The organism is Mesoterricola sediminis, assembly GCF_030295425.1.
Lineage (GTDB): Bacteria > Acidobacteriota > Holophagae > Holophagales > Holophagaceae > Mesoterricola > Mesoterricola sediminis.
Genome location: NZ_AP027081.1, coordinates 1,818,379 through 1,841,031 on the forward strand (window position 1 = coordinate 1,818,379; position 22,653 = coordinate 1,841,031).

Genomic DNA, 22,653 nt, shown 5'->3' on the forward strand with positions numbered 1-22,653 from the left:
CGGTCCATCGCCGCCATTGTCCCGGAACTGTTGGGAATCGGTGCAAAATCCCCGTGACATCGCCTTCTTTTGCCCAATGTTTCGCTTTCGTTCCGCCTTGTTGGCGTACGAACCATTTCTAAACTTGGGAGTGGATTCAAATGGAAAAAAATGGATCGAAATGGCATTAAGTGGTCTGCCGCTCCATTCCCTCCCTGACCTGACAGTTTGTTGAAAGGCGACATACGTGCTGCGACTCCGCGGCAATGCACCGGCCACGGTGGACGACAAGGGACGCCTCAAGCTCCCCGCCACCTTCAAGGCCGACCTCGAAGCCTTCGCCGTCGGCGAAGGCCGCGGGGGCATGCGCCACTACCTGACGTCGCTGGACGGGAAGGGGGCCCGCCTGTACCCCATGCCGGTCTGGGAGGACATCGAGGCCCGCCTCGCCGCCGTCCCCGGGACCAACCCGGCCAAGCGCAGGTTCCTGGAGGTCACCGCCTACTATGGTTCGGAAGTGGAGCCCGACGCCCAGGGCCGCTTCGTCATCCCCCCCATCCTGCGCGAGGCCGCGCAGCTGACGGGGGAGGTCGCCATCCTGGGCCAGATGGACCACCTGGCCATCTGGAACCGCGCCGGCTTCGAGCAGCGCCTCGCGGCCGATCCCCTCACCACCGAGGACCTCGCGGCCCTCGCGGACCTGGGGATCTGACCATGGCCCTCGCCGTCCACGTCCCCGTCCTGCTCCAGGAAGTCCTGGAGAACCTGCCCGTTCCCGCCGAAGGCCGGGTCCTCGACCTCACCCTGGGGCTGGGGGGCCACGCCGAGTCCATCCTGGCCCGCAGCGGCCCCGGCGTCCGCTACCTGGGCGTCGACCGGGATCCCGCCGCGCGGGAGGCCGCCGCGGCCCGCCTGGGCAGCGACGCGCGGCTCACGATCCTCGCGGACACCCACGAGGACTGCTGGGACCACCCGGCCTTCCAGGCCTGGCTGCACCTGCAGGCCCCCGAAGGGCTCGACGCCGTCCTCATCGACCTCGGCGTCTCCACCCTCCAGCTCAAGGACCCCGCCCGGGGCTTCAGCTTCCTGGAGGCGGGTCCCCTGGACATGCGCATGAACCCCGAAGGGGGGGAGACCGCCCTCCAGTGGATCGCGGAGCAGACCGAGACCACCCTGGCCGACGCCATCTACGGCTACGGCGAGGAACGGGCCTCCAGGCCCATCGCCCGCAGCATCCTCCGCGCCTTCTCCGAAGGCCGCCTGCACACCACCCTCGACCTCGCCCAGGCCGTGTACCGGGTCCTTCCCAGGGACGCGGCGCGGCGCAAGGGCCAGATCGATCCCGCCACCCGCACGTTCCAGGCCATCCGCATCGCCGTCAACGGCGAGCTGGTCCGGCTCGCGCGGACCCTGGAGAAGGCCGTCGAGGCCCTCCGGCCCGGGGGCAGGATCGGGGTCATCTCCTTTCACAGCCTCGAGGACCGCATCGCCAAGCAGACCCTGCGGCGCCTCTCCGGCGTCTACGACGGCCCCGGCCGGACGTCGCCGCAGCCCCTTCCCAGGCTCGTCAAGCTCGTCCATCCCGGCGGCCTCAAGCCGACCGACCAGGAATGCCAGGCCAATCCGCCTTCGCGCTCGGCGCGCCTACGGCTGGCGGAGCGGCTTCCTCTCCCTCCAGGAACAGCGAGGTAACCATGAACATGAACCGCGCCGGCCATCGCCCCACGATGCACCACGCCCCCCGCCAGGTCGAGGGCGAGGGCGTGCTCCGCATGCTCCTCCTGGTCTTCGCCCTCGCCATGCCCCTGGCCTCCATGGCCTACCTCAAGATCCAGCACACGCGCCTCAGTTACGAGATGAGCGAGATCCGCGAGAAGATCCGCCAGGAGGAGGAGGTGCGCCGCACCCTGCTCCTGGAGCGGAGCCGCTACCAGCGGGACGAGGAGGTCCAGGCCTTCGCCGTCCAGACGGGCCTCCTCCCCCGGAAGCAGAGCCACCTCATCCCCCAGGTCTTCACGCAGGCGGACCAGAAGCTGGCCAAGCTCCAGGGCCCGGGCCAGGTCGGCCTCTGAGGGGCGGCCCTAAGCGTTGGAAGGCCGGGGCTTCCAATCGCCGGGCCGACCTCTTGTAAGATGGGACGGTGGCCCGAACGGGCGTGAAAGTGGCAATCCTTGGCGACAGGCGGCATTCTCAGCGGTTCTTCGACGTCTCCCCGGCGCTTGCTGGGCAGGCCGGAGGCCCAGGACCTGGTTGCCCGCCGGCTTCCCATCGTGCTGGGCGGGGTCCTGCTCTGGGTGACCCTGATCCTCCTCCGCCTGCTCTGGCTCCAGGTCATCGAGCACCGCTACTACCGGACCCGGGCGGAGCGCCAGCACACCACCGTCGTGCCCATCCAGCCCATCCGCGGGGAGCTGCGGGACCGGCGCGGCGGGTCCCTGGCCATCTCCCTCAAGGTGGACAGCCTCTTCGCGACCCCCACGGCCTTCTACCCGGACTTCCGGGCGGGGAAGGGGGATTCGGAGCGCATCTGGGGTGAGCCTGACCGAGCGAGCGCCCAGAAGGTGGCCGCGGCCCTGGCCCCCATCCTGGAGGTGCCCCGCGGGGCCGTCCTGGAGAAGCTGCTCCGCAAGAAGCCCTTCGTCTGGATCGAGCGGCAGCTGCCCGCCTCCAAGGTCGCGGCCATCCGGGCCCTCAAGCTGGACGGGGTGGACTTCCTGCCGGAAAGCCGGCGCCACTACCCCCGGGGCAGCCTGGCCTGCCAGATCGTGGGGTTCGTGAACATCGACGGCGCGGGCCAGTTGGGCATCGAGCGGACCTTCGACGAGTGGCTGGCCGGCAAGCCCGGCGAGCTCATCGCCCCCCGGGACGCCAAGGGCCGCCTCCTCATCCAGCGCGAGAACTACGCCAAGATCCCGGTCAACGGCTCCACCCTCCAGCTCACCATCGACGCCACCATCCAGCACATCGTGGAGGAGGCCCTGGAGGAGGGCGTCCGCCAGAGCCACCCGGCCACGGCCTACGCCGTGGTGGTGGACCCCCAGACGGGGGAGATCCTGGCCATGGCCGGGACGCCCACCTTCGATCCCAACCACATCCTGCCGAAGCGCTTCATGAACCGCAGCGAATCCGAATGGAGCGCCGCGGACAAGGAGGAGTACCGGCGCGAGCTGGAGCGCCAGAAGGCCGCCCGCAAGGTCCACCCGGTGGAGGACAGCTACGAGCCGGGCTCGACCATGAAGATCTTCACGGCCGCCATCGCCCTGGAGGAGCGCAAGGTCCACCTGGGGGAGGGCATCAACTGCGAGGGCGGCCGCTGGAAGTACTACGACGCCATCGTCACGGACACGCACCACCACGGGACCCTGACCTTCGAGGAGGTCCTCTGGCAGAGCTCCAACGTGGGCGCCGCCAAGATCGGCCTCCGGCTGGACCCCGCCGTCCACTACCAGTACCTCCGCAAGTTCGGCTTCGGGGAGCCCACGGGCCTCAACTTCCCGGGCGAGACCGCGGGCCGCCTCATCGCCCCCGACCGGTGGAGCCGGACCACCCAGCTGACCATGTCGTACGGGTACGGCCTCTCGGTGTCCCCCCTGCAGATCCTGATGGCGGGCTGCGCCCTGGCCAACGGCGGCAAGCTCATGCAGCCCTTCCTGGTCCAGAAGATCTTCAACGACCAGGGCGTCATGCTCCAGGAGTTCCGGCCGCGCGTGAAGGACCAGGTGATCAGCGAGGAGACCTCCGCCCTCATGCGGGAGGCCCTGAAGGGCGTCATCACCAACGGCACCGCCAAGGGCGCGCGCCTCGACGGCAACGTGGAGGCCTTCGGCAAGACCGGCACCTCCCGCAAGATCATCCCCGGCAAGGGCTACGACCCCCGGCGCCACTTCGCCTCCTTCATGGGCTTCTTCCCGGCCGACAAGCCCCAGTACGGCATGCTCTTCATGCTGGACGATCCCGCCGGCGGCCTGACCGGCGGCGATGTCGCGGCCCCCCTCTTCAAACGGATCGGCGACGCGGTGATGCGCTACCGCATGAGCCTGCCCGATGGCGGTCAGGAGGCCGACCTGAAGCTGGGCCTCCGGGACTGGCCGGTCAGCGAAAACGACGAGGCGGTGGTCCACATCGAGCTGGGCAAGGTGCCCGAGCTCAAGGGCCTGACCCTGAAGTCGGCCATCCAGCGGGTGGTCATGGCGGGCGGGATCCCCCGCATCGACGGCCTCGCCGACAACGTCCGGGCCTTCCGGGTGGAGGCCCAGGAACCCGAGCCGGGGGCGCCGCTCCAGGCGGGCGGGGTCGTCCGGATCAAGGTGAGGGCGCCATGAAATTCTCGGATTGGCTGCGGGGCGAGGACGTCGAGGTCGCGGGACCGGACGCGGAGATCACGGACATCACCTGCGACAGCCGCGAGGCGGCGCCAGGCTGGGCCTTCGTGGCCCTGCGGGGCGCCAAGGCCGACGGCGCGGACTTCGTCCCCTCGGCCCTGGCCCGGGGGGCCTCGGCCATCCTGTGCGACCGGGCGCTGGACGTGCCCGTGCCCTTCGCGCGCCTCCTGGGGGGCCGCGCCGCCATGGCCGCCCTGGCCCGCAAGCTCTACGGCGCCCCCGACGGCGCCCTGGCCCTCATCGGGGTGACCGGCACCAACGGGAAGACCACCACGACCACCCTCATCCGCCAGCTCCTGCGGGGTGCGGGCCTGGGCTGCGGCCTGATCGGGACCGTGCTCAACGCCGCCGGCGGCCTGGAGGAGGAGGCGGTGCGCACCACGCCGGAGAGCCCGGCCTTCTTCCGCTGGATCCGCCGCGGCGTCGAGGCCGGGGACGCGGCCATGGCCGTGGAGGTCTCCAGCCACAGCCTGGTCCTGGACCGGGTCGCGGGGGCCCGGTTCCGGGTGGGCGTCTTCACCAACCTGACCCAGGACCACCTGGACTTCCACGGGGACATGGAGACCTACTTCCGGGCCAAGGCCCTCCTCTTCGACCGGTGCGACCGGGCCCTGGTCAACGCCGACGACCCCTGGGGCCGCCGCCTCCTGGAGCGTCCCGGCGCGCGCGCCTACGCCATCGAGGCCGACGCCGACTACCGCGCCCTGGACCTGGCGCTGAGCCCCACCGGCACCGCCTTCACCCTGGCCGCCCCGTCGGGGACGTACCCGGTGCGGAGCCCGCTCCTGGGCCGCTTCAACGCCTACAACCTCCTGGCCGCCCTCGCCGCCTGCGCGGAGGCGGGCTTCGACCTGGCCGCGCTCCTGCCGGCGGTGGCGGGCCTCACCGGCGCGCCGGGCCGCATCGACCGGGTGGACCGGGGCCAGCCCTTCGGCGTCCTCGTGGACTACGCCCACACCCCCGACGCCCTGGAGAAGCTCCTGGCCGAAGGCCGCCGCCTCCTGTCGCCCGGGGGGCGCCTGCACGTGCTCTTCGGCTGCGGCGGGGACCGGGACCGCACCAAGCGCCCCCTCATGGCCGCGGCCGTGGCCGCCCACGCCGACGTCCTCTGGCACACCTCCGACAACCTCCGCGGCGAGGACCCCGACCGCATCCTGGACGACGCGGCCGCCGGCATCCCGGCGGCGATCCTGGCCGACCCCGCCCGGTACCACCGGGAGGCGGACCGGGCCCTGGCCGTCCAGGCGGCGGTCGCCGCCTGCCGGCCCGGGGACCTGCTCCTTCTGGCCGGGAAGGGCCATGAGCCCTACCAGGAGATCCGGGGCGTCAAGCACCCCTACAGCGACCGGGACGCGGTGGAGGCGGCCCTGGCGGGCCGGCCCGTGCCGCGCCCCTGGGCGGAGGTCCGATGACCGGCCTCTGGACCCTCGGGGAGGCCTGCCGCGCGGTGGGCGGTCGTCTGGTCGGCGACGGCGGCCCCGTGCCCGGGGCCCTCTCCATGGACACCCGGACCCTCCGTTCCGGGGACTGCTTCGTGGCGATCCGGGGCGCCCGGGACGGCCACGATTTCGCCGGCGAGGCCGTGGCCCGCGGCGCGGGCTCCCTGCTCGTGGACCGGGAACTGCCCCTTCCCGTGCCCCAGATCCTCGTGCCCGACACCCTGGAGGCCCTCCAGCGCTGGGGCCAGGCCCGCCTCGAGGCGGTCCGCCCCGGCCACGTGATCGCCGTGACGGGCTCCCTGGGCAAGACCACCACCAAGGAGCTCCTCGCCGCCGCCGCGGCCGCGTGGCGGACCCCCGGGAACCGCAACAACACCCTGGGCCTGCCCGAGGCCCTGGCGACCCTGCCCGCGGGGCTGGACGCGGCCGTCCTGGAGATGGGCATGAGCACGCCGGGGGAGATCCGGCGCCTCACCGAGATCGCGCCGCCGGACATCGGCGTCGTCACCCTCGTGGGGGTGGCCCACCTGGAGAACTTCGTGGACGGCCAGGAAGGCATCGCCCGGGCCAAGGGCGAACTCGTGGCCGGGCTGCGCCCCGGCGGCGTCTGGGTCCACCCCGCGGACGACCCCTGGTGCCGGTGGATCGCCATCCAGCCCTGGGCCCGGGGCCGGGCCGTGCCCGTGGGCCCCGGGGCGGCCTACGCCTGGGAGGACGAGGCGTCCCTGGGCCTCCACGGCGAGCGGTTCCGCTTCCGCCACCCCGGCGGCGCCCTGGACGTCCGCATCCGCCTCCGCGGGGCCCACCAGGTGCGGAACGCGACCCTGGCCCTGGCGGCCGCGATGCTGGCCGGCGTGGCGCCCGAGGAGGCCGCCCGCCGCATGGGCGAGGTGGACGCCGGTCCCGGCCGCGGCCGCCTCCATCCCCTCGCCGGCGGAGGCTGGCTCCTGGACGAGAGCTACAACGCCGCCCCCGAATCCATCCTCGCCACCGCGGCCTCCCTCCGGACCCTGACGGGAGGCGACCAGGTGGCCGTCCTCGGCTGCGTCCGGGAGACGGGCCCCGCGGCCCCGCGCCTGCACCGGGAGACCGGCGAGGGGCTGCGGGCCCTGGGCCTCGACCGGGTCCTCGTGTACGGGGACCACGCCGCGGACCTCGCCGGGGGCTTCGGCCCCGGCGGCCGGGCCTTCCCGGACTTCGAATCCCTGCGGGACGACCCCCGCGGGCTGGCCTCGGTGCCCCCGGGCGCGCGCGTCCTGGTCAAGGGCAGCCGGGCCTGGCGCGCCGAGCGCGCCGTCGACTGGCTCCTCCAGTTCCTGTCCCCCGATCCTTCTCCTGGAGAACCATGATTCCCTGGCTCCTCTTCCCGTTCCGCGACGTCATCCCCGGTCTCTCGGTCTTCCGTTACATCACGTTCCGGGCGGCCCTCGCCGCGGCCACGGCCCTGATCCTCTCCCTGGTCTTCGGCCCCTGGGTGATCCGGACCCTGACCCGGCTGCGCATGGGCCAGCACATCCTCCAGGACACGCCCGAGAACCACCAGGCCAAGGCGGGCACGCCGACCATGGGCGGCCTCCTCATCGTGGGGTCCATCCTCATCTCCACGGTGCTCTGGTGCGACCTCCACAGCGGCGGGATCTGGGTGGCCCTGGTCTCCCTGGTGGGGTTCTGCGGCGTCGGGGCCTTCGATGACGTCAAGAAGCTCCTGCGCCGGCAGAACCTCGGCCTGCGCAGCTGGCAGAAGATGCTCCTGCTCGTGGCCATCACCCTCCTGGTGAGCTGGCTCGTGCTCCACTTCAACCTCCGGGGGAGCCAGACCAGCCAGCTGTCCGTGCCCTTCTTCAAGAAGTTCCGCCCCGACGTGGGCGTCTTCCTCGTGCCCTGGATCTGCCTGGTGGTGGTGGGCACCAGCAACGCGGTGAACCTCACGGACGGCCTCGACGGCCTCGCCATCGGCGGCACCCTCATCGTGGCCACGACCTTCGCCATCCTGGCCTACGTGGCGGGCCACGCCAAGATCGCCGGCTACCTCCTGGTGCCCCACGTGCCGGGCTCCGGCGAACTGGCCGTCTTCCTCGGGGCCATGGGCGGCGCCTCCCTGGGCTTCCTCTGGTTCAACGCCCATCCCGCCGAAGTCTTCATGGGCGACACGGGCAGCCTGGCCCTGGGCGGCGCCCTCGGCACCGTGGCCATCATCATCAAGCAGGAGCTCCTCCTGGTGATCGCCGGCGGGCTCTTCGTGTGGGAGGCCCTCAGCGTGATCCTCCAGGTGGGCAGCTACAAGCTCCGCGGCGGCAAGCGCATCTTCCGCATGGCCCCCTTCCACCACCACATGGAACTGGGCGGCCTGAAGGAGACCAAGGTGGTGATCCGGCTCTGGATCACCGCCATCGTCTGCTGCGTCCTGGCCCTGAGCTCCCTCAAGCTGCGGTAGGCCGCGGCGGGGGCTTCAGGGCAGGACCATCGGTTCCGGCTCTCCGAAGATGAAGCCCTGCCCCCAGGGGACGTCGGCGTCGATGACGGCCTGGAGCTCCGCGCCCGTCTCGATGCCCTCCACGATGTAGCCCACCCGCATGCGGGAGGCGAAGTGGGCGAGGGCGTTGAGGAGGGCCGCCTGGTAGGGGCGTCGGTCGACGCCGGCCACGAGGCTCCGGTCCACCTTGAAGAAATCCGGGCTGAGGCGGCTCATGTGGGCCAGGCTGGCGATGCCCGAGCCCAGGTCGTCGACGGCGATGCGCAGGCCCAGGTCGCGCAGGCGCCGGGCGCTCGCCTCCAGGCGCGAGGGGTCCATGCCGCCGAAGGACTCCGTGATCTCCAGCACCACGCGGTGGGGAGGGATGGACAGGTGCCAGAGCCAGGGTTCCAGGCGCTTCCAGAACCCGGGGTGCTCCAGGGTGAGGGGCGCCAGGTTCACGAACAGCAGGTGATCGGTGACGGGGTGCCGCTCGAGGGCCGTGAAGACGGCCTCCAGACAGAGGAGATCCAGGCGGACGCGGGACTCGGGGCTCAGGGAGGTGTCCGTGAGGAGGTCGCCCACGGTGCGCATCCCGCCGCCGTCCACGTGGAAGCGGGTGAGGAGCTCCCGGGCCACGGTGTGGCCGGCCTTCAGCTCCACGATGGGGTGGGCGAAGGTCACCGCGGGGCGGTTCCCCGAGAGGATGCTGTCGAGGATGGCGCTGTTCATGGCCTGGACATTTTCCCTTCTTTGGCCGCCGGTGCCAAACTGTATGAAAGGAGTGCGCATGGGAAGGGTGGTTGTGGTCGGGGCTGGACGTTCGGGCCTGGGGGCCGCGGGGCACCTGGCCGCCTCGGGTCGCGAGGTCGTGCTGACCGAAGGGAAGCCCGGGCCGGATCCCGCGGCCGCGGAGCTGCTGTCGAACCTGGGCGTCCTGGCCGTATGGGGATCGCACCCCCTGTGCCTGCTCGATGACTGCGAGGAGGTGGTGCTGAGCCCGGGCGTGAGCCCCGCCATCCCCTTCGCCCAGGAGGCGGCCGCCCGCGGCATCCCCGTCACCGGGGAGCTCGAGCTGGCCCACCGGGCCCTGCGGGCGCGGGGCGACGGGGCGGTGATCCTCGCGGTGACCGGCACCAACGGGAAGAGCACCACCACGGACCTGACCGCCCACCTCCTCAAGACCTCCGGCCTGCCCACCCGCGCCTGCGGGAACCTGGGCATCCCCCTGGTGGAGGCCATCGCCGGCGCCGAGCCCGGCACCCGCTTCGCCCTCGAGTGCTCCAGCTACCAGCTGGAGACGGTGCGCGACTTCAAGGCGGAGGCCGCCGCCGCCCTCAACCTGACCCCGGACCACCTGGCCCGCCACGGCACCCTGGAGGCCTACCGCGCCGCCAAGGTCCGCATCTTCCAGCACCAGACGCCCGAGGACCTGCGCCTCACCCCGCTCGCGGACCCGGCCTTCGAGGCCCTCGCCCCAGGCCACGGCCTCAGCGCACGGTTCGGGTGGACCTGTCCCGACGGCCCCGGCGCCTGGTGCGACGACCACGGCACCCTCTGGCTGCGGGACACCCATGGGGAGCACCCGCTCGTGAACCGCTCCCGCCTCCTCATCCCCGGCGACCACAACGTGGAGAACGCCCTGGCCGCCGCCGTGCTGGCGGAACGGGGCGGGGCGGAGCTGGACGCCATCCGGGAGGGCCTGCGCACCTACCCCGGCCTCGCCCACCGCATCGCCCTCTGCGGGGAACGCGACGGCGTGGAGGCCTACAACGACTCCAAGGGCACCAACGTGGACGCCACGCTCATCGCCATCCGCGCCCTGCCGGGCCCCCTCGTGCTCCTCCTCGGGGGGCAGGGGAAGGGCACCGGGTACGGTCCCCTGCGCGGGGCCCTGGAGGGCAAGCTGCGGCGGCTGATCTTCCTGGGCGAGGACATCCCGCGCCTGGAGGCCGACCTCGGGGACCTGCCCCACACGTCCATCCAGGCCTTCGACGAGGCCGTCGAGGCGGCCCTCGCCCTGGCCGAGCCCGGCGACCAGGTGCTGCTGAGCCCCGCCTGCGCGAGCTTCGACCAGTTCCGCAACTTCGAGGCCCGCGGGGAGCGGTTCGAGGCCCTGGTGAAGGCCTGGAGCCGGGGATGAGCGGCATGGAGGACGCCGTCCAGGCCGCGCGCTACCGCGCCTTCGCGGGCGCCCGCGGCGCCGCGGGCCGCTGCCTCGTGGTGGACGTGGCCGGCCAGCGCCTCGGCCTCCTCGTGGACGGGGAGGCGGTGGCGGACTGGCCCGTCTCCACGGCGTCGGCCGGCATCGGCGGGGAGGACGGATCGTACCGGACGCCCCCCGGATGGCACCGCATCCACGCCTGCATCGGGGAGGGGGCGGACCCCCTCGCGGTCTTCCGCGCCCGGGTCGCCACCGGCGAGGTGTGGGACGGCGCGCCCGGCGGCGGGGACCTCATCCTCGGCCGCGTCCTGACCCTGGACGGGGAGGAGCCCGGCGTCAACCGCGGCCCCGGCGTGGATTCGCTGGAGCGCACGATCTACATCCACGGCACCAACCACCCCGAGGACCTGGGCAGGCCGGCCTCCCACGGCTGCGTGCGCATGGCCCCCGCCGACGTCCTCGACCTCTTCCGGCGGGTGGAGGCGGGGGATCCCGTGCTCGTTGCCGTCGGATCCGCCGGGCGCCTCCACTTCACGGGGGTGGGGGGGAGCGGCATGAGCGCCCTGGCCCAGTTCATGGCCTGGAGCGGCCACGAGGTCAGCGGGAGCGACCGGGGTTTCGACCAGGGGCTCAACCCCGAGGGCCGGGCCCGCCTGGAGGCGGCCGGCATCCGGATCCTGCCCCAGGACGGCGCCGGCGTGGCCGCGGACTGCCTGGGCGTCGTGGTGTCCACCGCCGTGGAGGACACGGTGCCCGATGTGCGCGAGGCGCGCCGCCTGGGCGTGCCGGTCCTCCACCGCTCCGAGTGCCTGGCCCACCTGGTGGCCTCCCGGCGGACCCTGGCCATCACGGGGACCAGCGGGAAATCCACCGCCGTGGCCATGGCCTTCGAGATCCTCGCTGGCGCCGGATGGGACCCGGCGGTCGTCACCGGCGGCGACCTCCTCGCCCTGCGGGACCGGGGGCTGTGGGGCAACGCCTGGGCCGGGGCTGGACCCCTCGTGATCGAGGCGGACGAGAGCGATGGCTCCCTCGTGCGGTACCGGCCGGCGGTGGGCGTCGTCATGAACCTCCAGCGGGACCACAAGGAGATGGCGGAGGTGGCGGCCCTGTTCCGCACCTTCCGGGGGCGGGTCCGGGAGACCTTCCGGGCCGGCGACGGCCCCGGCCTCGAGGGCCTCGCCCGGGACGGGGAGCGCTTCGGCCTGGGGCCGGGCCCCGGCCTGCGGGCCCTGGGCGCCGCGGCGGGCCCGGCCGGCTGCGCCTTCACCGTGGAGGGGGTCCCCTTCACCCTGCCCGTGCCTGGGCTCCACAACGTGGAGGACGCCCTGGCGGCCATCGCCGGCTGCCGGGCCCTGGGCGTGCCCCTGGCGGACATGGTGGCCCCCCTGGCGGCGTTCCGCGGGGTGGCGCGCCGCTTCCAGGTGGTGGGATGCGACCGGGGCGTGGAGGTCGTGGACGACTTCGCCCACAACCCGGCCAAGGTGACCGCCGCCCTCCGGGCCGCGCGGGCCCGGGCGGCCCGGGTGCTGGCGGTCTTCCAGCCCCACGGGTACGGCCCGATGCGCTTCCTGCGCGCCGACTTCACCCGGGCCTTCGCCGGGGAGCTGGGGCCCGGCGGGATCCTCTGGATGCTGCCCATCTTCTACGCCGGCGGCACCGTCACCCGGGACATCTCGTCGGAGGACGTGGCCGCGGACATCCGCGCCCTCGGCGCCGACGCCCGTCCCGCCCCGGACCGCCCGTGGCTGGCGGAGGCCATCGCCGCGGAGGCGCGCGAGGGCGACCTGGTCCTCGTGATGGGCGCCCGGGACCCGTCCCTCAGCGCTTTTGCGGAATCGGCGCTCCGGTCCCTGCGAGCACGTCCCTGACGAGGGCCCCCAGCTCCTTCACGCGGTAGGGCTTCTGCACGAAGGCCGCGGGCTGGGCCCCCTCCAGGGCCTGGCGGTCGTAGCCGCTGCTGAGGATGACGGGGACGCCGGGCTTCAGGTCCCGCATGGCCCGGAAGGCGGTGGCGCCGTCCATGCGCGGCATGGTGAGGTCCATGAGGACGAGGGCCCAGTCCGCCCCGGGGGCGGAGAAGGCCTCCAGGGCCTCCTGTCCGTCCCGGGCGGCGACGACCTCGAAGCCCAGGGAGGCCAGCACCGCCCCGGTGGACTCCAGGATGATCTCCTCGTCGTCGACCAGGAGGACCCGGCCCCGGAACGCGCAGCCCGCCTCCGGCCGGGCCTCGGCCTCGGCGGGGACCTTCCCGGCGGTGGCGGGGAAGTAGACCTGGAAGAGGGAGCCGGAACCCGGCTCGCTCCGGATCCGGAGGCCCGCCTTGTGCCCCCGGAGGATGCCGAGCATCGCCGAGAGCCCGAGGCCCCGGCCCTGGATCTTGGTGGTGAAGAAGGGGTCGAAGATGCGCGCCAGCACCTCCGGCGTCATCCCGCACCCCGTGTCCTCCACCTCCAGGACGACGTAGGGACCCGGCGAGAGGTTCTGGGCGGGGAACTCCTCGGCGATCCGCGCCGCGTCCAGGGAGGCCAGGGAAGTGGCGATCCGGATCACCCCCTCGCGGCCGCCGAGGGCGTCGGAGGCGTTGGTCACCAGGTTCATGACCACCTGCTGGAGCTGGGCGGCGTCGCCTTCGATGGCCGGCAGGTCCTCGCCCAGCTGGACCTGCAGCGTGGCCTTCTTGGTCAGGGTGGCCTTGAGCAGCCTCACCAGGTCGGAGACAACGGCGTTGAGGTCCCGCGGCTTCACGGAGAAGCGCCCCTTCCCGGAGTAGGCCAGCATCTGGCCCGTCAGCTCCGAGGCCTTCAGCACGGCGTTCTCCACCGCGTCGAGGAGCGGAAGGGCCGGGGAGGTCTCGGGAAGGCCGGCCTGGGCGAGGTTGAGGTTGCCCATGATGGCCGTCAGGAGGTTGTTGAAGTCGTGGGCGATCCCGCCCGCGAGCACGCCGAGGCTCTCCAGCTTCTGGGCCTGGCGGAGCGCCTCCTCCATCCGCCGCGCGTGGGTGGTGTCCCGGGAGGTGCCGACGACGCGGTAGATCCGCCCCGCGGCATCCCGCACGGGCACCAGGGTGGTGGTCATGTGGACGGTCCCGGCCTGGCCGGGGATGTCCTCCTCGAAGGTCCGGGGGGCGCCGGCGGCCAGGGTCTGGCGGACGTGGTCCTCGAAGAGGCGGGCCATGGACGCGGGCACCACGGCCTCGAAGGACCTGCCGCGGACCTGCTCGGAGGCGAGCCCCAGCACCCGCTCCGCCGCGGGGTTCATGCCCTCCATGGCGAGGCGGCCCCCCGTCTCCACCCGGATCCAGAACAGGGCGTCCGGGGTGTGGAGCTGGAAGGCCTGGAACCGGTCCTCGCTGTCGCGGATCCGCTCCTCCTGGCGCCGGCGGAGGGTCTCGTCCAGGGACACGAGCACGGCCCCCGTGAGCTCCCCGTTCTCCGTCATCGGGCCCATCTGGCTGTGGTACCAGCACCATTTCCCGCCCGGCCCCATGGCCCAGCCCTCCCACGCCTCCTGGGGGGACCCGGCCAGGACCGCGGCCAGGGCCCGGTCGGCCAGCTCCCGGGTCTCCTCCCGGAGGCCCAGGCGGAAATCCGCCCCCTGGATGTCCTCCGGCGCGATCCCCGCGGGCACCCGGTTCAGGAAGCGGATCCGCCCCCGGCGGTCGATGAGCGCGATGTAGGCCTGCACCTGGGTCATGATGGAGGTCATCAGTTCGCTCAGGTTCCGCAGGGCCTGTTCGGCCTCCACCTGCCGGGTGATGTCCCGGGTGATGGTGAGGATGCAGGGGACGCCGTCCAGGGACACGATCCGGCCCGACATCAATCCCTTCAAAAGACGGCCGGTCTTGTGCCGGAAGGAGAAGGCCAGGCCGTCGAACTCCCCCCGCTCCCGCAGGAGGGCGGCCATGGACCTGCGTTCATCCGGTTCGGCCCAGATGCCGAGCTCGATGGCCGTCCGCCCCAGGGATTCGTCCCGGGTCCAGCCGGACATGCGGGTGAAGCCCTCGCTCACCTCCAAGTAGGTGCCGTCCTTGAGGCGGGTGAGGTTGATGGCGTCCGGGCTGGCGTTGAAGGCCAGGGCGTAGCGGTGCTCGCTTCTTCGGAGGGCCGCCTCTGTCGCGCGGCGCGCGGTCAGATCATGGACGTACAGGAAGAGGTCCCGGCGGCCGTCCCCCGGCACCCAGGCCCGGGTGACCACCACGGGGACCCGCGTGCCATCGGCCAGCGGAAGGACCGTTTCCAGCACGGGGTTTTGCCAATCCACCCACCAGTCGTCCGGCACCCAGGCCCGCAGGGACGTGCCAGGCAAGGCGCCAGGCGCCACCCCCAGCAAGCGGCCCATCGCGGGGTTCCCGTAGCGGAGGGTGCCGTCCTCGCGGGCCGCAAGGATGCCGTCCGGCGCCGCGTCGAGGCCCGCCCGTGCCGAGGCGTCCGGCAGGGGGTCGGGGAGGGGGGGAGAGACGCGGCGGCGGGCCATGGGTGTGGCAATTATCAGTTATTCCTCCCGGAAGGAAAGCACTGGTTCCAAGGGAAGATGGGGCGCAGGAAAGGGTCGGTGGGCCCTGGCCAGAATTAATAATCTATTTATATTAGGCCCATGTCCCACCCCCTCCGCCTCCTCTGCGTGGCGGCCCTGGTCTCCCTGCCGTCCTTCGCCGCCTGGTCCCATCATCGTCCCGACCCCATCCCGGGCGCGGCCCAGGCCCGCATCCCCCCGGCCAGCGCCGCGCCCCTGCCGGACCTGGCCCGCCCCATCCAGACCCTGGAACTGGAGGACCCCTGGGCGGGGTCCGAGGATGCGGCCGGTCCACGCCTCGCCCCGTTCGCCCCGGGGCCGCGGGGGTCCCTCGCGGCGAGGGCCAGCGCGCGGAACCAGGGGCCGCAGGCCCGGCCCCCCCGCGCCCTCCCCGGCCCCTGAACCTTCGCCCCCAGCCCGGTTCCTCGCTCAGCTTTCCGACCCACTCGAACGATCCCTACCGATCCCAACGGATCGCTCCGCAGGCAGCACGACACCGGCCATGGGGGGGATCGGGGCGAGGGTCAGGGCGAGGAAGCAGGGGCAGCCTCCCAGGCCTCCCCGTCCATCCCCGGCTCCTGAAATGGCAGGGATGGGACGGCGCCAGCGTGTACCCGATGCGCCGCCCCCTCTCAGCTGTGGTTTTTGACGGGGATGGAGGGGATGCACGGGGAGGCCTGGGATGGAGGCTTCCCGGCCCCCTCCAGGCGCGAGCGCTGGCGTTCCGGCAGCGGCGGGTCAAGAACTCCTACCCCGAGTGCGTCGAGTTACGCGGAGTCGGCTCCCTGAGGCCGTTCCGGCCCCCCCTGGGCCGAGGCGAGGAGGACCACGCCGCCCAGGACGAGGAGGCCCCCGGCCCCCTGGAGGGGGGTCAAGGGCTCGGCCAGGAAGGCGGCACCCAGGAGGGCGGCGACGGGGGGCTCGACGGTGCAGGCCACCGAGGTCTGGAAGGGGCCGATCCGGCGGATGCCGGCCATGACCAGGGAGATGGGCAGGGCGGTGCCGAAGCAGGCCAGCCCGGCGACGCTGGCCCAGCCCATGGCGTTCAGGTGCAGGTTCAGGCGGCCGAAGGTCGCGGCGGGGACCAGGACGAGGAGGCCGGCCCACGTGGTGATCCACCGGGTGGCCGTGGCGGGGGCGAGGCCCGCCTGGGCCCGGGTGCCCAGGGCCATGTAGACGGCGTAGCCCAGGGCGCTGCCGGCGCCGAGGGCGACCCCGGCGGCATCCAGACGGCTTGCCGGGAAGCCGAGGGCCAGGGCGACCCCGGCGAGGGCCAGGCCCAGGGCGCCCAGGGCGCGCCGGGAGGGGCGCCGCCCCTGGAGGCCCCAGTCCAGGAGGAGGACCAGGGCGGGGTACAGATAGAGGAGCAGGGTGGCGAGGCCCACGGGGATCCGGCGGCTGGCCGCCAGGAAGAGCCCCGCCTCCAGGGCCAGGAGGCCCCCCATCCCCGCCAGGTCGCGCATGCGAGCGAGCGGGACCCGGGAGCCCGGCCGGAAGCAGGCCCCGCCCCACAACAGGAGGGCGGCCAAGGCGAAGCGCAGCCCCAGGGCCTCGGCCACACCCACCCCGGCCAGGCCCGCCAGGCGGTTGAAGAGGCCGATGGTGGCGAAGCTGCAGCCGGCCCCGGCCACCAGGAGCAGCCCGGCGACGCGCGGGGGGGCGGGCTTCACTTCCGGCCGTGCAGCCGGAGCAGGGCCTCCACGGCGGGCACGTCCGCGGGGACGTCCACGCCCAGGCTCAGGTGGGGGGTCCGGGCGACGCCCACGGCCATGCCCGCCGCCAGGGCCCGGAGCTGTTCCAGCATCTCCATGCGCTCCAGGGGATGGGGGGGCAGGGCGGTGAAGGCCTCCAGGGCCGCCGGGCGGAAGCCGTAGATGCCCAGGTGGCGCAGGTAGAAGGCCAGCTGCTCGGCGCCGAGCCAGGGGCGGAAGTCGGGCACGAACAGGGTGCTGTTCCGCAGGTAGGGGATGGGGCTGCGGCTGAAGTACAGGGCCCGGCTCCGGTCGTCGACCACCACCTTCACATTGTTGGGGTTGAAGAGCTCGTCCGCGCTGTTGAAGGGACAGGCCGCCGTCGCCATGGGGAGGCCCGGATCCTCCCGGAGCAGGGCCACGACCCCGGCGATGGTGGCGGGATGCATGGCGGGCTCGTCGCCCTGGATGTTGAGGATGGCATCGAACTCCTTGCCGATCGCTCGCCAGGCCGCGGCGACCCGGTCCGTGCCGGAGGGCAGGGCGGGGTCGGTCATGACCACGCGGCCGCCGAAGCCGGCCACCGCTTCGGCGATGCGGGCGTCATCCGTGGCCACCGCGACCTCGTCCACCCCCGGGGCGTTGCGGGCCGCTTCCCACACCCACTGGATCATGGGCCGGCCGGCGATGAGGGCCAGGGGCTTCCCCGGAAAACGGGAGGCCTGGTAGCGAGAGGGCAGGACGGCGAGGGTGCGCATGGAAGCCTTTCGGGTCGGTTTGATCATAGCAAGGCTGAGGTCCCATGGGCCTTTCGGCCGGCCAACCCAGGAGGGGCGGATTCCCGCGTGGAAAAATCCCTCCGGATCCTTCACAATCATGGGTTTGGTACGCAAGATCCCGACCCGGAGGTCCCATTGACTCGACGCTTCGCCATCCCCGTGGGCATCACTGCGACCGGGCAATACTACCCGGATCGCGTCGTCACCAATGATGAACTGGCCAAGATGGTCGACACGAGCGATGAATGGATTCTGACCCGCACCGGCATCCGCACCCGCCGCTGGGTGGCCCCCGGGACCGGCAGCTCCGACCTGGGCGTGGCGGCCCTGCGCATGGCCCTGGACCGCCGCGGCATGAAGCCCGACGACCTGGACGCCATCATCTGCTGCACCGTCACCCCGGACATGTTCTTCCCCTGCACGGCGGCCCTCATCCAGCACAAGCTGGGCGCCACCAAGTGCTTCGGCTTCGACATGAACGCGGCCTGCTCCAGCTTCCTCTTCGGCATGTCCGTGGGCGCCAGCTTCCTGGCCGGCGGCACCGTGCGCAACGTGGCCGTGGTCGGCTGCGACGTGATGACCTCCATCATGGACCCCACGGACCGCAACACGGCCGTCCTCTTCGGGGACGGGGCCGGGGCGGTGATCCTGGAGCGGGTGGAGGAGGGCTACGGCATCCTCGACTACGAGCACAGCATCGACGGGGCCGGGGCCCCCTTCCTCTGCATGCACGCCGGCGGGAGCCTCCGCCCCGCGTCGGAGGAGACGGTCGCCCAGCGCCTCCACTACATCCACCAGGAGGGCAAGGAGGTCTACAAGCACGCCGTCCGGGAGATGGCCGAGGTGAGCCGCCTCATGCTCGACCGCAACAACATCGACCCCAAGGACCTGGCCCTCTTCGTGCCCCACCAGGCGAACCTCCGGATCATGGACGCCGCCGCCAAGCGCCTGGAGCTTCCCGCCGAGCGCATGGCCTGCAACATCTCCGAATACGCGAACACCACCAGCGCCACCCTGCCCACCGCCCTCCACCAGTCCCTGGAGAAGGGCAAGCTCAAGAAGGGCGACCTCGTCGTCTTCGCCGCCTTCGGCGCGGGCTTCACCTGGGGCGGGAACCTCATGCGCTGGGCCGTGTGAGGATCATCGCCGGGGCCCTGAAGGGCCGGCGCCTGGAGGCGCCCCCCGGCACCGGGCAGGTCCGCCCCACCGCGGACCGGGCCCGGGAGGCCCTCTTCTCCATCCTCCAGCGCTGGCCTCTAGGGGGCTTCGCCGATCTGTACGCGGGCACCGGGGCCGTGGGCCTGGAGGCCCTCAGCCGCGGCTACGGGCCGGTCACCTGCGTGGAGCGGGATCCGGCCGTGCTCGCCTTCCTCAAGCGGAACGCCCGGGGCACGGACCTGGAGGTCGCCGCGCGGGACGCCGGGCGGCTGGGGCCGGACGCCTTCCGGGGCCTGGCCGTGGTCTTCGCGGATCCGCCCTACGAACGGGCCCTCGAGGCCTGGGCGGCCCTGGCCCCCGTCGCCGCGGCCTGGCTGGCGCCGGGCGGCGTCCTGGTCTTCGAGGCGGCCGCGGGCACCGTCCTGCCGCCCCACCCCGGCCTGGAACCCGTGGACGTGCGCCGGTACGGGGCCGCCGCCTTCAGCCTCTTCCAGGCCTGACCCCGCGATTTCCCGCGAGGCCCCGTCGCGCCGGGGCCCTGTTTGGATAAAATGGCGGTATGCCCCGCCTGACCATCCGGACCAAGCTGAGCCTGCACATCAGCCTTCTGGTGCTGGCCTTCGGCCTGTTCAACCTGGTCTTCTTCCCCCTCACCACCCGCCGGCAGCTCCTCGCCCAGGCGGAGACCGGCCTCCGGGACACCTCCCGGACCGCCGCGGCGGGCCTCGCGCCGGTCCTGGACCGCCGGGATCTGGCGGGCATGCGCCGGGTCCTGGAGGGGCTTCCGCCCTCGGGGGATTTCCAGTTCCACGTCCTCTTCGACGCCCAAGGGAAGGTGCTGCTCCGGTCCCCGGGGGCGCCGCCCTGGGTCGACGCGGAAGGGACGGGCCGGGGCCCCCGCTCCGGGGTCCGGGCCGGGGGGGAGATCGTCATCGCCTGGGCGGAGGTGCCCCGGGCGGCCCAGGCCGGGCCCCCCGCCGGAATCCTCCTGCTGGGCGCCTCCACCGCCTCCATCGACCGGCTGGTCCGCCACACCTTCCTCCGGGCCCTCGGCGCCGGCGGCCTGGCCTTCCTCGCCGCCATCGCCCTGGCCCGCCATCTGGCCACCCTCTACGTGAAGCCCCTCTCCAGGCTCACCGACGCCGTCCTCAAGGTGGCCGGCGGGAACCTGGACAGCCCCGCCACCGGCGTGGACAGCGAGGACGAGCTCGGCGTCCTGAGCCGGAGCATCGAGGCCATGACGAGCAAGGTCAAGGTCTCCCGGGACGAGTTCGAGACCCAGAACCGGCTCCTCGAATCCCGCGTGCACGAGCGGACCGGGCAGCTCCTCGAGACGATCTGGGAGCTGGAGGAGATCCGGGCCAACCTGGAGCAGCTGGTCCAGGAGCGCACCCGGGGCCTCGAACAGTCCCGGGCAGAACTGAAGGCCTGGGCCGGCACCCTCGAGCAGAAGGTGCAGGAGAAGACCCAGGAGCTGACCGAGGCCAACGCCAGCCTGATGATGAGCCTCCAGCGCCTCCAGGAGATGGACCGGGTCAAGAGCGAGTTCCTGGCCAACATGAGCCATGAGCTCCGCACGCCCCTCAACGCCGTGATCGGCTTCTCGGGCCTGCTGCTGCAGGAGGGCGAGGAGCGGGTGCCGCCGGAGGTTCGCACGGACCTGGGGATCATCCACCAGAACGGGCGCAACCTCCTGGGCATGATCGACAGCATCCTGGACCTCTCCAAGTTCGAGGCGGGCAGGTTCGAGCTGGACCTCGCCCCCATGGATCCCTTCCCGGCCCTGGACGAGGTGGCGGCGCTGGCCGCGGGCCTCATCGGGAGCCGGCCCCTGCGGTTCGCCTACCGGCGCGGGACGGGGGAGGGCCGCATCCTCGGCGACGCCTCCCGCTTCAAGCAGGTGGTCACCAACCTGGTGGGGAACGCCATCAAGTTCACGGAGCAGGGCGAGGTCGTCCTGGAGGCGGCGGCCCGGGGGGGACGGCTGCGGGTGGCCATCCGAGACACGGGGATCGGCATGAGCGGGCTCGAGCTGCAGCGCCTGTTCAAGCCCTTCCAGCAGGTGGACGGGAGCATCACCCGGAGGTTCGGGGGCACGGGGCTGGGCCTGGCCCTCAGCCAGCGCCTGGCGATGGCGATGGGCGGTCAGATCACGGTCGAAAGCGAGAAGGGCAGGGGGAGCGTCTTCACCGTCGACCTGCCCCTCCTGGCGGAGGAGGCTCCATGACGAAACCCCGGATCCTCTGCATCGAGGACAACGCCGTCAACTGGCGTCTCGTCCAGCGGCTCCTCTCCCAGGCGGGCTACGAGATGCACTGGGCGGAGGAGGGCCTCCAGGGCTACGAGATGGCCGCGGGGGTCAAGCCCGACCTGATCCTGCTGGACATCAACCTCCCGGGCCTTTCCGGCTTCGAGGTCGCCACCAAGTTCAAGCAGCACCCGGAGCTCAAGGGCGTGCCCATCGTCGCCCTGACGGCCCGCACCCAGAAGGCGGACCGCGAGACCGCCCTCGTGGCGGGCTGCGACGGGTTCATTCCCAAGCCCCTGGACCCCTTCACCTTCGTCGACCAGGTCGGGGCCTTCCTCCAGGGCCAGCGGGAGCGCCTGGAGAAGGCCCGGGAGGCCCCGGCCCTGCGCCAGTTCAACGCCCAGATGGTGGAGCACCTGGAGACGCAGCTCCTCGAGGCCCGGGAGGCCAACCGCAAGCTCATCGAGGCCCAGGAGGCCCTGGAGCGCAGGAACGGCAGCCTCTCCCGGCTCCTGGCCCTGAGCCGGGACATTCTCACCGAGCGGGACCCCCAGGCCCTCCTGCTGCGCATCCTGTCCGAAGTCCGGGCCGAGGTGCGCGCCACGGGCCTCACCGCCTACCGGATGCACGGGAGCGGCAGCTACTACGAGGGCTACCGCTGGAACGGCGCCGCCTTCGATCCCCTGCCGGTGCTGCCCGTGGGCCACGCCTTCGTGGGGCGGGCCTGGGCGGCGGGCGCCTCGGGCGTGCTCTCCTCGGAGGCCCTCCGGTCCAGCCGGCTCTGGGAGGAGGGCCTGGACCTGGGCTTCTGGACCCCGGCCTCGGAAGCCGCCCTCCTGGTCCTGCGCACCCACCAGGAAGGGGAGGAGATCTCGGGGTTCTGGATCCTGACCCGGCCCCTGGAGCGGCCCTTCACGGCCGAGGACCTGGAGATGGCGACCCTCCACGCCAGCATCGCCCTGGTGAGCCTGGAGAACGCGGAGCTCATCGTGAGCCTGGACGACAGCACCCGCGCCCTGGCCTCCAGCTACGAGCGCATCGAGGGCGCCTACCAGGACCTCCAGAACGCCCGGGCCGACCTCAACCGCCGGGACCGCCAGGCCCTCCTCGGCGACCTGTTCACCAAGATCGCCCAGCGGCTGGCCGCCCCCGTCCAGAGCCTGCACATCCAGAGCCAGGTGCTGGATCATTTGCCCGCCTGGAACGGCGAGGGCGTGCCCGAGGCCCACCCCCGGGCCCTCGCGGAGATCCGGGAGGCGGTGAGCAAGATCGACGGCCTCCTCAAGGCCCTCATGCGCCGGGTGGGCCGGGAGGGCCCCAGCAAGCCCGAATGGCTGGACCTCCACGACCTCATCCAGCAGGAGCTGGAACTGCTCCAGGCCGAGGGCGTGATCCCCGCGGGCGTGGCGGTCACCCAGGACCTGCGGGCGCGGGTGCCCCTCATCTTCGGGGTCTACGGCGACTTCGCCACCTCCCTGCTCAACCTGGTCCACCACGCCCTGGGGGGGCCCACGCCCTCCCCGACCCTCGACATCCGCTCCTTCCGCACCGACGACGCCTTCCTCCTCCAGGTGACCGACGAGGGCGGAGCGATCCCCCCCAGCGAGCTGGCCCAGGCCTTCGAGCCCTTCTCCGGGCTGCACCAGCAGGCCGTCATGGGCGTGCGCAGCCCGGGCGAGGAACTGGCCGCCTGCCGGCAGTTCATGGCCGCCTACCAGGGCGACATCACCCTGGCCAACCACGGCGACGGCACCATCGTCCGGATGTCCATCCCCCTCAAGTGAGGCCGCGTCCGGGCTGACGATCCGCCCATCGCGAACGGGCCGATGAATGCCTCGGCATTCAT

The 22,653-nt window shown here is 72.6% G+C and carries 18 protein-coding genes; 14 read left to right on the top strand and 4 right to left on the bottom strand.

Annotated features, from left to right (window positions below; translation table 11 throughout):
- Window positions 1-226 precede the first annotated feature (226 nt).
- The 7 genes from R2J75_RS08060 to mraY all read left to right on the top strand — a co-directional run bounded on the left by R2J75_RS08060 (window position 227) and on the right by mraY (window position 8,234).
- Window positions 227-691, top strand: coding sequence for a division/cell wall cluster transcriptional repressor MraZ (locus R2J75_RS08060; protein WP_243332545.1), 465 nt, complete (start codon window positions 227-229; stop codon window positions 689-691).
- A gap of 2 nt (window positions 692-693) precedes the next feature.
- Window positions 694-1,671, top strand: a complete 978-nt coding sequence (gene rsmH, locus R2J75_RS08065) for a 16S rRNA (cytosine(1402)-N(4))-methyltransferase RsmH (protein ID WP_316411468.1) — start codon at window positions 694-696, stop codon at window positions 1,669-1,671.
- Between the two features lie 2 nt (window positions 1,672-1,673).
- On the top strand, window positions 1,674-2,051 hold the full coding sequence (locus tag R2J75_RS08070; protein ID WP_243332549.1) for a hypothetical protein: 378 nt from the start codon (window positions 1,674-1,676) through the stop codon (window positions 2,049-2,051).
- Between the two features lie 147 nt (window positions 2,052-2,198).
- Window positions 2,199-4,301 (top strand): penicillin-binding transpeptidase domain-containing protein, encoded by a 2,103-nt coding sequence (locus tag R2J75_RS08075; RefSeq protein WP_243332550.1) that lies wholly within the window; start codon window positions 2,199-2,201, stop codon window positions 4,299-4,301.
- Window positions 4,298-5,773 (top strand): UDP-N-acetylmuramoyl-L-alanyl-D-glutamate--2,6-diaminopimelate ligase, encoded by a 1,476-nt coding sequence (locus tag R2J75_RS08080; RefSeq protein WP_316411469.1) that lies wholly within the window; start codon window positions 4,298-4,300, stop codon window positions 5,771-5,773. Before R2J75_RS08075 ends, R2J75_RS08080 begins: the two co-directional genes overlap by 4 nt.
- Window positions 5,770-7,149 (top strand): UDP-N-acetylmuramoyl-tripeptide--D-alanyl-D-alanine ligase, encoded by a 1,380-nt coding sequence (locus R2J75_RS08085; protein WP_243332554.1) that lies wholly within the window; start codon window positions 5,770-5,772, stop codon window positions 7,147-7,149. The genes R2J75_RS08080 and R2J75_RS08085 overlap by 4 nt, the downstream gene beginning before the upstream one ends.
- Window positions 7,146-8,234: a phospho-N-acetylmuramoyl-pentapeptide-transferase gene (gene mraY / locus R2J75_RS08090; RefSeq protein ID WP_243332557.1), complete on the top strand. Its 1,089-nt coding sequence runs from the start codon at window positions 7,146-7,148 to the stop codon at window positions 8,232-8,234. The genes R2J75_RS08085 and mraY overlap by 4 nt, the downstream gene beginning before the upstream one ends.
- Window positions 8,235-8,249: 15 nt before the next feature.
- On the opposite strand, the gene R2J75_RS08095 is transcribed toward mraY, so the two are convergent.
- Window positions 8,250-8,984 (bottom strand): EAL domain-containing protein, encoded by a 735-nt coding sequence (locus tag R2J75_RS08095; protein WP_243332559.1) that lies wholly within the window; start codon window positions 8,982-8,984, stop codon window positions 8,250-8,252.
- Window positions 8,985-9,042: 58 nt separating this feature from the next.
- On the opposite strand from R2J75_RS08095, the gene murD reads away from it, so the two are divergent.
- Together murD and R2J75_RS08105 are read left to right on the top strand one after the other, a co-directional pair.
- Window positions 9,043-10,395 carry a UDP-N-acetylmuramoyl-L-alanine--D-glutamate ligase gene (gene murD / locus R2J75_RS08100; RefSeq protein ID WP_316411470.1) on the top strand — a complete coding sequence of 451 codons (1,353 nt, stop codon included), beginning with the start codon at window positions 9,043-9,045 and terminating at the stop codon, window positions 10,393-10,395.
- Window positions 10,392-12,287, top strand: coding sequence for a L,D-transpeptidase family protein (locus R2J75_RS08105; protein WP_279341952.1), 1,896 nt, complete (start codon window positions 10,392-10,394; stop codon window positions 12,285-12,287). The genes murD and R2J75_RS08105 overlap by 4 nt, the downstream gene beginning before the upstream one ends.
- Here the strand turns inward: R2J75_RS08105 and R2J75_RS08110 are convergent.
- Window positions 12,238-14,892, bottom strand: a complete 2,655-nt coding sequence (locus tag R2J75_RS08110) for a hybrid sensor histidine kinase/response regulator (protein WP_316411471.1) — start codon at window positions 14,890-14,892, stop codon at window positions 12,238-12,240. The genes R2J75_RS08105 and R2J75_RS08110 overlap by 50 nt on opposite strands.
- 120 nt (window positions 14,893-15,012) lie before the next feature.
- On the opposite strand from R2J75_RS08110, the gene R2J75_RS08115 reads away from it, so the two are divergent.
- Window positions 15,013-15,333, top strand: coding sequence for a hypothetical protein (locus R2J75_RS08115; protein WP_243332565.1), 321 nt, complete (start codon window positions 15,013-15,015; stop codon window positions 15,331-15,333).
- Between the two features lie 365 nt (window positions 15,334-15,698).
- On the opposite strand, the gene R2J75_RS08120 is transcribed toward R2J75_RS08115, so the two are convergent.
- Window positions 15,699-16,601: an EamA family transporter gene (locus tag R2J75_RS08120; RefSeq protein ID WP_243346336.1), complete on the bottom strand. Its 903-nt coding sequence runs from the start codon at window positions 16,599-16,601 to the stop codon at window positions 15,699-15,701.
- On the bottom strand, window positions 16,598-17,380 hold the full coding sequence (kdsB, locus tag R2J75_RS08125; protein ID WP_243332569.1) for a 3-deoxy-manno-octulosonate cytidylyltransferase: 783 nt from the start codon (window positions 17,378-17,380) through the stop codon (window positions 16,598-16,600). Before kdsB ends, R2J75_RS08120 begins: the two co-directional genes overlap by 4 nt.
- Window positions 17,381-17,536: 156 nt before the next feature.
- On the opposite strand from kdsB, the gene R2J75_RS08130 reads away from it, so the two are divergent.
- From R2J75_RS08130 to R2J75_RS08145, 4 genes are read left to right on the top strand one after another with little or no spacing between them, the layout of a single operon-like run.
- Window positions 17,537-18,538: a beta-ketoacyl-ACP synthase III gene (locus R2J75_RS08130; protein ID WP_243332571.1), complete on the top strand. Its 1,002-nt coding sequence runs from the start codon at window positions 17,537-17,539 to the stop codon at window positions 18,536-18,538.
- Window positions 18,535-19,059, top strand: coding sequence for an RsmD family RNA methyltransferase (locus tag R2J75_RS08135; RefSeq protein WP_243332573.1), 525 nt, complete (start codon window positions 18,535-18,537; stop codon window positions 19,057-19,059). Before R2J75_RS08130 ends, R2J75_RS08135 begins: the two co-directional genes overlap by 4 nt.
- A 59-nt stretch (window positions 19,060-19,118) precedes the next feature.
- Window positions 19,119-20,786 carry a sensor histidine kinase gene (locus R2J75_RS08140; protein WP_316411472.1) on the top strand — a complete coding sequence of 556 codons (1,668 nt, stop codon included), beginning with the start codon at window positions 19,119-19,121 and terminating at the stop codon, window positions 20,784-20,786.
- Window positions 20,783-22,591 (top strand): hybrid sensor histidine kinase/response regulator, encoded by a 1,809-nt coding sequence (locus R2J75_RS08145; protein ID WP_243332577.1) that lies wholly within the window; start codon window positions 20,783-20,785, stop codon window positions 22,589-22,591. The genes R2J75_RS08140 and R2J75_RS08145 overlap by 4 nt, the downstream gene beginning before the upstream one ends.
- The last annotated feature ends 62 nt before the right edge of the window (window positions 22,592-22,653 follow it).

What these genes read in the sequence shown, in the direction of transcription:
- rsmH (WP_316411468.1), top strand. Translation starts at nt 694, where the DNA reads ATGGCCCTCGCCGTCCACGTCCCCGTCCTGCTCCAGGAAGTCCTGGAG.
- R2J75_RS08070 (WP_243332549.1), top strand. Translation starts at nt 1,674, where the DNA reads ATGAACATGAACCGCGCCGGCCATCGCCCCACGATGCACCACGCCCCC.
- R2J75_RS08080 (WP_316411469.1), top strand. Translation starts at nt 4,298, where the DNA reads ATGAAATTCTCGGATTGGCTGCGGGGCGAGGACGTCGAGGTCGCGGGA.
- R2J75_RS08085 (WP_243332554.1), top strand. Translation starts at nt 5,770, where the DNA reads ATGACCGGCCTCTGGACCCTCGGGGAGGCCTGCCGCGCGGTGGGCGGT.
- mraY (WP_243332557.1), top strand. Translation starts at nt 7,146, where the DNA reads ATGATTCCCTGGCTCCTCTTCCCGTTCCGCGACGTCATCCCCGGTCTC.
- R2J75_RS08095 (WP_243332559.1), bottom strand. Translation starts at nt 8,984, where the DNA reads ATGAACAGCGCCATCCTCGACAGCATCCTCTCGGGGAACCGCCCCGCG.
- murD (WP_316411470.1), top strand. Translation starts at nt 9,043, where the DNA reads ATGGGAAGGGTGGTTGTGGTCGGGGCTGGACGTTCGGGCCTGGGGGCC.
- R2J75_RS08105 (WP_279341952.1), top strand. Translation starts at nt 10,392, where the DNA reads ATGAGCGGCATGGAGGACGCCGTCCAGGCCGCGCGCTACCGCGCCTTC.
- R2J75_RS08110 (WP_316411471.1), bottom strand. Translation starts at nt 14,892, where the DNA reads ATGGCCCGCCGCCGCGTCTCTCCCCCCCTCCCCGACCCCCTGCCGGAC.
- R2J75_RS08115 (WP_243332565.1), top strand. Translation starts at nt 15,013, where the DNA reads ATGTCCCACCCCCTCCGCCTCCTCTGCGTGGCGGCCCTGGTCTCCCTG.
- kdsB (WP_243332569.1), bottom strand. Translation starts at nt 17,380, where the DNA reads ATGCGCACCCTCGCCGTCCTGCCCTCTCGCTACCAGGCCTCCCGTTTT.
- R2J75_RS08140 (WP_316411472.1), top strand. Translation starts at nt 19,119, where the DNA reads ATGCCCCGCCTGACCATCCGGACCAAGCTGAGCCTGCACATCAGCCTT.
- R2J75_RS08145 (WP_243332577.1), top strand. Translation starts at nt 20,783, where the DNA reads ATGACGAAACCCCGGATCCTCTGCATCGAGGACAACGCCGTCAACTGG.